At 66.0% G+C, this 7,559-nt stretch carries 7 protein-coding genes; 4 read left to right on the forward strand and 3 right to left on the reverse strand.

Going from position 1 to position 7,559, the window contains the following annotated elements; genetic code table 11:
• Positions 1–20: 20 nt before the first annotated feature.
• From G3N97_RS06025 to G3N97_RS06040, 4 genes are all read left to right on the forward strand, one after another.
• Entirely contained in the window at positions 21–794 is a 774-nt protein-coding gene (locus G3N97_RS06025) for an enoyl-CoA hydratase-related protein (protein ID WP_205992385.1), read from the forward strand.
• 61 nt (positions 795–855) lie between these two features.
• On the forward strand, positions 856–1,518 hold the full coding sequence (locus G3N97_RS06030; protein WP_205992386.1) for an NAD(P)-dependent oxidoreductase: 663 nt from the start codon (positions 856–858) through the stop codon (positions 1,516–1,518).
• A gap of 147 nt (positions 1,519–1,665) precedes the next feature.
• Positions 1,666–2,211, forward strand: a complete 546-nt coding sequence (locus tag G3N97_RS06035; protein ID WP_241030415.1) for a YbhB/YbcL family Raf kinase inhibitor-like protein — start codon at positions 1,666–1,668, stop codon at positions 2,209–2,211.
• A 74-nt stretch (positions 2,212–2,285) separates the two neighbouring features.
• Positions 2,286–2,459, forward strand: a complete 174-nt coding sequence (locus G3N97_RS06040; protein WP_205992387.1) for a hypothetical protein — start codon at positions 2,286–2,288, stop codon at positions 2,457–2,459.
• A gap of 97 nt (positions 2,460–2,556) precedes the next feature.
• Here G3N97_RS06040 and G3N97_RS06045 read toward each other — a convergent pair whose 3' ends face one another.
• The 3 genes from G3N97_RS06045 to G3N97_RS06055 form a co-directional block, all read right to left on the reverse strand.
• Positions 2,557–3,330 (reverse strand): molecular chaperone, encoded by a 774-nt coding sequence (locus tag G3N97_RS06045; RefSeq protein WP_205992388.1) that lies wholly within the window; start codon positions 3,328–3,330, stop codon positions 2,557–2,559.
• Positions 3,327–4,778, reverse strand: a complete 1,452-nt coding sequence (locus G3N97_RS06050) for a fimbrial protein (RefSeq protein WP_205992389.1) — start codon at positions 4,776–4,778, stop codon at positions 3,327–3,329. The genes G3N97_RS06045 and G3N97_RS06050 overlap by 4 nt, the downstream gene beginning before the upstream one ends.
• Positions 4,779–4,843: 65 nt before the next feature.
• The coding region (locus tag G3N97_RS06055; RefSeq protein WP_205992390.1) for a fimbria/pilus outer membrane usher protein at positions 4,844–7,559 on the reverse strand (2,716 nt) is incomplete at its 5' end.

The following is a 7,559-nucleotide window of genomic DNA, read 5'->3' on the forward strand; positions in this document are numbered from 1 at the left end:
ATCGCAATCGGAGACAGCAATTGGTCGAACACGTAACGCAGGCACTTTCGCAGGGCATTCTCACGCTCACCATCGCGCGCGCGGACAAGAAGAACGCCTTGTCCAACGACATGTACGGCGCGCTCGCCGACGCCCTGACGCAAGCCGAAAAAGACGACGCCATTCGCGTCGTGCTCATTCAGGCGGACGGCGACATGTTCACGGCGGGCAACGACCTCGCGGAATTTGCCGAGCAATCCGCCGGAAACGGGCCCGAAGAATTGCAGGTCGTTCGCTTCGTGCGCGCGCTCGCCAACTCGACGGTCACGATCGTCGCGGCGGTGAACGGCAAGGCGGTCGGCATCGGCACGACGATGCTGCTCCATTGCGATCACGTGCTGCTCGCCGACGATGCGCAGCTCATCACGCCGTTCGTCAATCTCGCGCTCGTTCCCGAAGCGGCGTCGAGCTATCTTCTGCCGCTCACGATCGGCCACGTCAAGGCGTTCGAGATGTTCGCGCTGGGCGATCCGGTGGACGCCGCCACCGCGGTGTCATGGGGCATCGCGAACCGCGTGGTGCCCGCCGCGACCTTGCGCGCGCAAGCGCAACACGTTGCGGAGCGATTCGCTTCGAAGCCGGTCGGTTCGCTCACCGCGATGAAACGCCTGATGCGCGACGCCGCCCGGATCACCGATCAAGTCAATAGCGAGCGATTCATCTTCAGGAAGCGCCTCAAGAGCGCCGAAGCCAAAGAAGCCTTCGCGGCATTCGCCGAGAAGCGCAAGCCCGACTTCACGAAAATCTCGGGCTGACGCGTAACGATCATGCGGCCCAATTGCCGCCCGCATTCAACCGATCCATCTGGAAACGAACATGAAAATCGTACTTCTCGCCGCGACCGGCCGAGCCGGTCTCACCATTCTGGCCGAGCTGGTCGCGCGCGGCCATCGCGTCGTGGCCGTCGCGCGCAATCCGTCGAAGCTTCCTGAGCCGCTTCCGGAAACCGTGCAGATCGTCCGCGATGATCTGGGCAATGCCGAGCGTCTCGCGCAAATCATTACGGGCGTCGATGCCGTCGTCAGCGCGTTTGGTCCCGCGACCAGCGATCCGCGCTTCACGACCGACACGAGCTACACCGATCAGCTGGTTGAAGTCACCGAACGGGTCATTGCGGCCGTCGATCAAGCCGCGATCCCGCGTTTGCTCGTCGTCGGCGGCGCGGGCTCGCTGCAGTTCTCGCCGGGCGTGCGTGTGCTCGAATCCGGACATTGGCCCGCACCCTACGTGCCGATCGCAACTTCGCATGTGAAGGCGTTCGCCGCGCTGCGTGCATCGACGATCGACTGGACCTATTTCAGCCCGCCGATCCTGATCCAGCCCGGCGAACGCACCGGAAAATTCCGGCTCGGCAACGACGATCTGATTCGCGACGCGGACGGCAAGAGCCACGTCTCGTTTGAAGATTATGCGGTTGCCGTCGTCGACGAACTGGAGCAGCCGCAACACCGACGCGCGCGTTTCACCATCGGCTACTAGCGCGGCCGGATCGGCATTCAACGTCTGCCGAGTAGCGGGAATACCGGTATCGCTGCTTGTCTTGTTCGGATCGACGGGGATAGCAACAATCGCGCTCAGGCCCGGACTTCGACGAGTCCGGGCGCGACCCGCTAAAGGAGCTAGCCAATGAACAAGACAATGTGGACAGCCGTTCTTGGCGCCGCCCTGTGTGCGAGCCATGCACGGGCCGGTGACCTTGCAATCGAGAGCGTCGATATCGGACGCGGTCAGTTTCGCGAGGCGCAGGTCTCGAACGGCTTCGGCTGTCATGGCGGCAACGTGTCGCCCGAAATCCGCTGGTCGGGCGCGCCGCGCGAAACGCAAAGCTTCATGGTCTCGATGTACGACCTCGATGCGCCGACCGGATCGGGTTTCTGGCACTGGGTCGTGGCGGATATTCCCGCATCGGTTCACTCGCTCGTAACGGGTGCGGGCAACGATGTCGCGAAGCTGCCGCCCGGCGCGCTGCCCATCCGCAATGACACCGGAAACACGGCGTATCTCGGCCCCTGCCCGCCGCCAGGCGATACGCATCGCTATCTGATCACCGTGACGGCGTTGAAGGTTCCGAAGCTGCCGGTCGATCCAGGCGCCACGCCTGCCGTGGTCGGATTCGTTGCGCATTACCAGCAACTGGCGAAGGCCACCATGACGATCGAAATGAAGCATTGATCGCCGGGCTCCTATGCAGCGTGCCCGGCGAGATTCTGCAATAATCTGCGCGACTCATTCACGGCAGGCTTCGCATGATCAAGAATTTCGTGGTCGATATCGCTCTGGGCGTCATTGCTTATCTTGTCATCTTCTACGCGCTGTTATCCGTTGGTGCGACGCAGTCGCGAGAGGCGGCGAGCCTGGCCGCAGCGGCGGCTTCGGCTCCGCTAGCGATGCTGGTCCGGGTCAGTCGCCGTCGGCGCTAACAGCAGCATCGGACTCCAGAGCAATATCCCGGCGGCGATGCGGCAGCGATGCGGCGGCGAAAAGCAACACCGTCGCCGCCGCGCGAATTCGAAATTTTCAAGGCGCCGCGCGCGCATCGTCCAGCGGCATCGTGTGCTCCTGCGCCGAGCCGTTATCGTCGAGCAAGGTGAACGTCACCTGCGCCCCCGACAACGATTGCGGCGCTTCGCTCAAGTCGTACGCGCGCTCGGCGAATGGCGCGGTCATCATGTCGGGTACGGGCGCGACCGGCACGCGCGTCTCGCCCGCAACCAGCGCGATCCGGCTGAACGACGCGTGATACGGCGTCGGGTTATGGCACACGAGCAGCACGTGATCGCCGTCTCGCCGGAGCGTGAAGTGCAACTGCCGCGCCACATCGTCGGGCGACGACTTCAATCCCTTGGGCCGGTAAAAGATCTTGAACTGCGTATCCATCGCGAGATCGAGATGCGGCACCGACTTCGCGCGGCTGCCGGGATCGGGCGGAATCTCATAGAGATTGAGCCAGAACACTGACTCGCGGTCGCGTGGCAGCGCATCGCCGTTATAGACGATACGCAGCACCTGCATGCCCTCCGGATGCAGCCGGAACACCGGCGGAAGGATCACGAACGGCGCACGCGCGCGCTGCGGATCGCCGCCGCCGTCGTCGGCCCAGGTCTCGACCATCACTTGCCACGCGTTGCGGTTCGCCACCGCAATCGTGCGTTCGTGCTGGCCTTCCTGATAGATCACACGCGTGCCGGCGGCCACGAGCCCGGCGCGAGCGGGCATGATCACGCTCATCCACGCGACGAACGTGATAACCGCGCACACCAGCACGGCGAACGATCCACGGTGCGCGCTCATTGCACTTTCACCAGCACGTAGGCCGTGGCGGAGACGTTGCCGGCCGTGGCCGTCATGCCCGGCAACTGCTGCAGCGTCGCGGTGAAGGTCGCCGTGTAGTTCGTGTAGCCGGTCGACGGGCTGCCCGACGACGTCGCGCCGGACAGCACCGGATACCAGCCCGCCGCCGCGCCGCTCGGCCAGGTCACCGCCGCGTAGTTGATATCGCCGCCCGTGACGGCGGGCACGGTCCCCGTGTTGCCCGGCTGTCCGACCCAGTTCATGGTGCCGTTCGCGGCGCTGCTCAGCGCGATGCCCACGCCGCTCGCGAGGCTGCTGTCGCTGCCGTAGTTATCGGAGAGCAGATAGGTCACGCCGTTGCTGCTGTTGACGAAGCCCAATGTCTGCGCGGCGCTGTACGCCCCGCTCGACGCCTGGATGCCCAACGCGGTATTGCTGCTCGCCGTGCCCGACACGGCCGAATCGCTGCATTGCACCTGCACCGTGAAATCGGCGCTCGGATTCTGCCCGGCGGCCAGTTGCTGAACGGTCACGGTCGCGAACGTGACGACGGGCGTCGCATTGAGCACCACGCACGTCGAGACCTGCACGAGCGACGTGCCGCCACGCAGCGCGTAGGCATAGCCGTTATCGCAGCCCCACGAGTTGTAGTGGCTCGAGGCATCCGTGCCCGGCGCATCCACGCAACCCTGATTCGCCACGCCCGAGCCGCCGAGCGCGACATAAGCATTCGGCTGCGTGCAGATATACGCACCCGACGCGCCCATCCCCGACGCGAGCCCGCTCGCGCCGCTCGGCACCGTGTTCCCCGAGCAATAGTTCGACGCCGCGCCCGAGGTGGGCGGCAGTGAACTCACGCGATACAGCTGCGCGACGATCGGCGGCACGTCTTCCAGCCGGATATCCGCGCCCGTGCCGTTGACCGCGTAGCTCGTCACCGGCACTTCTTGCCAGTAGCGGCTGATCGTGACGCCCGACATCGTGAGCTTCAGGCCCGCGTAGGTGAACCACGTCGCGTAGACACCCGGCAAGCCGTCGTTGGTGCTCGTGCCCGAGCCGTTGCCGATTTCCCAGTAGCCGCCCACGCGGTCGTCGCCGTTGGTCGCGACGTTGAAGTAGACGTTGGCGATATCGCTCACCGACGTGCATTTCCACAGCACCGTCGAGGCCGTCGCGCCGCCGTAGGTGTAGTTCGTCGGCGGCACCACCGTGCTCGCCAGCACCGAGCCGACCGGCTGCAAGGCGGTGTCCGGCACGAGATTCACCTGGCCGAAAATAATCGGCGCGGCGCGCGTGTCCTCGGTCTGCGACGCGCCGGTGATCGAGCAACTCGCGCGCGCGGTGCCGCACACGGCCAGCAAGAGCGCCAGCAACGCGCCCGCCAGCACGCGGAGCGCACGCAGGCGGCGCAACGCCCGCGCAGCCTTGATATCGATCGTGGGGGCCATCGGTTCCTCCCGTGTCCGTGTATCCGTTCGACTTGATGGATGACATATCGCTCGCATGGCGGCGCTCAGCGTTCGGGCGTGCAGGTCTGCTGCAGGCGGATGATCGGTTGATCGACGTCCGTGCCCGTCAGGTCGTAGGGCAGCGCGCAGCGCGCATCGGGCGCGTCGCCCCACTGCACGCTCAGCGTGTTCTTGAGCTTGTCGCTGCGCACGTAGATCTGGCCGCCTTGGCCCACGACGCCGATCACGCTGCCGTCCTCGTCGTGCACCTCGGCGCCCATCGGCGCGGCTTCGCCGTCCGGCAGGCGCGCGCGAATCAGCAGCGCATTGCCGACGCGCGTACGGAACACGACCAGCAGCGCCGCGCCCGCGGTCGGCGCGACGCGCTGCGCGCCGTCCTCCAGTTCCGCGTTGCCGGTGATGCCCTGCGGATCGAGCGCGATATTGTTGTAGCGATACGGCGTGAGCGCCGACACCAGCGCATAGCCGTGACTGTCGATCCGCGCGCCCTGGCCGTTGAGCACGGTCGCGCCCTCCGCGCCCTTCGCCTCCACGACCGCGAATGTATCGCCCACGTAGGGGCCGAACGTGACGCCGCCGCGATGCACGGCCAGCGCGCCCTCGATATTGCCCGACGCCTGCCAGTAGTTCGAGCCGCCCGACGCGCCCACGCCCACGGTGCCGATCGGCAGACGCTGCTGCAGGCTGCCGCTGCCCACCGTGAGCGCCGGGTCCGAGGTATGGGTCGCGTTGACGTTGTAGCTCAGGTTCTGCTGCGCGCCCACGGTGCCCGAGACGCCGGCCTGGTACTGATCGCCACCCGAGTCGCTATGCGTGAACGACGTCGTGAGATTGGGCGTATTGACGTTGTTGTTGCGTCCCAGCGGAATCGACACCGTGACCATCACGAGCGTCTCCTGATGGCCGAGCAACGGATCGTTCTGATTGACGAGCGCCGGATTGCTCGCGGCAAGCGGATCCGAAATGGCGACGATGCCCGACTGCGAGTTGTTGACCACACGCGTACGCATCACCGAGACATTGAGGCTCAGCCTGCGCCACAGCATCGTCGAATAGCCGAGCTGGAATTGCGTGTCGCGCGCCGTGCCGTTCCAGTAATTCTGCGTCGAGCCGGACAGATACAGCGAGCCGTACGGGCCGAGCGGCTGGTTCAGCGAGACTTCGAAACGCGAGCGCTGCATATAGGTCTGCGACTGCCATACCGTCGCGCTGTCACCGAGGCCGCGCACGCCGAGCACGTCGAGCAGGTCGCGATAGCCGGCGCTCGAATAGCGGTAGCCCGCGATCGTGACGCCGGTGCCGGTCGGCTGAAACGTGCGGCTATAGGACAGTTCGGCCATCCAGCCGTTCGCGCTCGTGTTGCCGGGCAGACTCGCGTGCGAATACGTGAAGTTCAGGCCGAATGCGCCGAGCCAGCTGCCGAGCGCGCCGCCCGCGACGGCCGCCTGATAGCCGTTGGCAACGCGCGCGCCGCCATGCACCGTGATCGCATTGGTCAGGCCGCGCTGCCAGACAAGATCGCCGAACATGGTGTTGTCGTTGGCGTAGGTGCTGCGCGTGCGCCCGACCGTCGCCTCGTAGCGCGAAATGCCCGGACGCAGCGATTCCGGCACCGCCGAAAACGGCACGGTGAACTGATTGACGGAGCCGTCGGCCTCGGTCACCACCACGTCGAGATCGCCGTTATAGCTGGTCGGATAGAGGTCGCGGATCTCGAACGGTCCAGGCGGCACCGTGGTCTGATAGATCTCCACGCCGTTCTGGCGCACCGAAACCCGCGCATTGGTGCGCGCCACGCCGCGCACGACCGGCGCGTAACCGCGCATGGAGTCCGGCAGCATGGTGTCGTCGGAGGCGAACTGGACGCCGGTGAAAGCGAGCCCCGAGAGAAAGCGGCCCGACGTGTAGCTCTGCCCCACGGTCAGCTCGCCGCCAAGGTTGGGAAAGGCGCGCTGCGCGTAGCTGCGGATATTGGTCCACGTCGTGCCCGCGCCGTTCAGATAGCTCACGCTCGACTGCTGGCGCAACCGCCACGCGCCCACGTTGACGCCGCCGTTCACCGAGAGATACGCCGAGTCCTGGCTCCCCGACGACACCGTGCTGCCGCCCGCCCCGGAGCCGCCGAACGAGAGGTGATAGTAGTTGCCGACATAATTCAGAAAGCCGATCGTGTTGCCGTCATTCAGGTCTTCGGGCGCCACATAGCCGCGCGGGAGATTCTTGAGCGTGTTCTGCGGGAACGACACGTCGAGCCGCAAACGCGAGAAGTCGAAATCGCTGCTCGCGCCTTTGACGACTTCGCCGGGCTGCCAGCAGTCCTTCGCGCTTGTCGAGCCTGCCGCGCCTGGTGCGTCGAGCGGCGCGAGCACGCCGTTAGCGAGCCCGAGGCGATCCAGTTGAGCGCGCGAGAAACAGACGGCGGCATCGGCGCCCGGCACCTCGACGAAGCGCACGCTCAGGCGATCGATAAAGCGGTTGTTCACGAACAGATCGACGTCGTACGTGCCCGGCGGCACCGCCTGACCGTGTCCGAAGCGCGCGAGCACGGCCTGGCTCAAGGCATTGCCGCGAAACAGGCTCGCGTCGAATACGAAGTCGTCGGCTGGCGCGGTCTGGGCGTTCGTGGAGGCGGTGGGCGTCGGCTCGCCTGGCTGCGTCGACGCTGGCGTAGACACCGCCGCAGCGGATGCAGCCTGCGCAACCGGCGCCGCCGCTGCAGACGCCCCCGCTTGCGCCAGCGCCGCCGCCGACGGCATCGCC

Origin of the sequence: Paraburkholderia sp. Ac-20347, from assembly GCF_017104805.1 — a bacterium.
Classification (GTDB): domain Bacteria; phylum Pseudomonadota; class Gammaproteobacteria; order Burkholderiales; family Burkholderiaceae; genus Paraburkholderia; species Paraburkholderia tropica.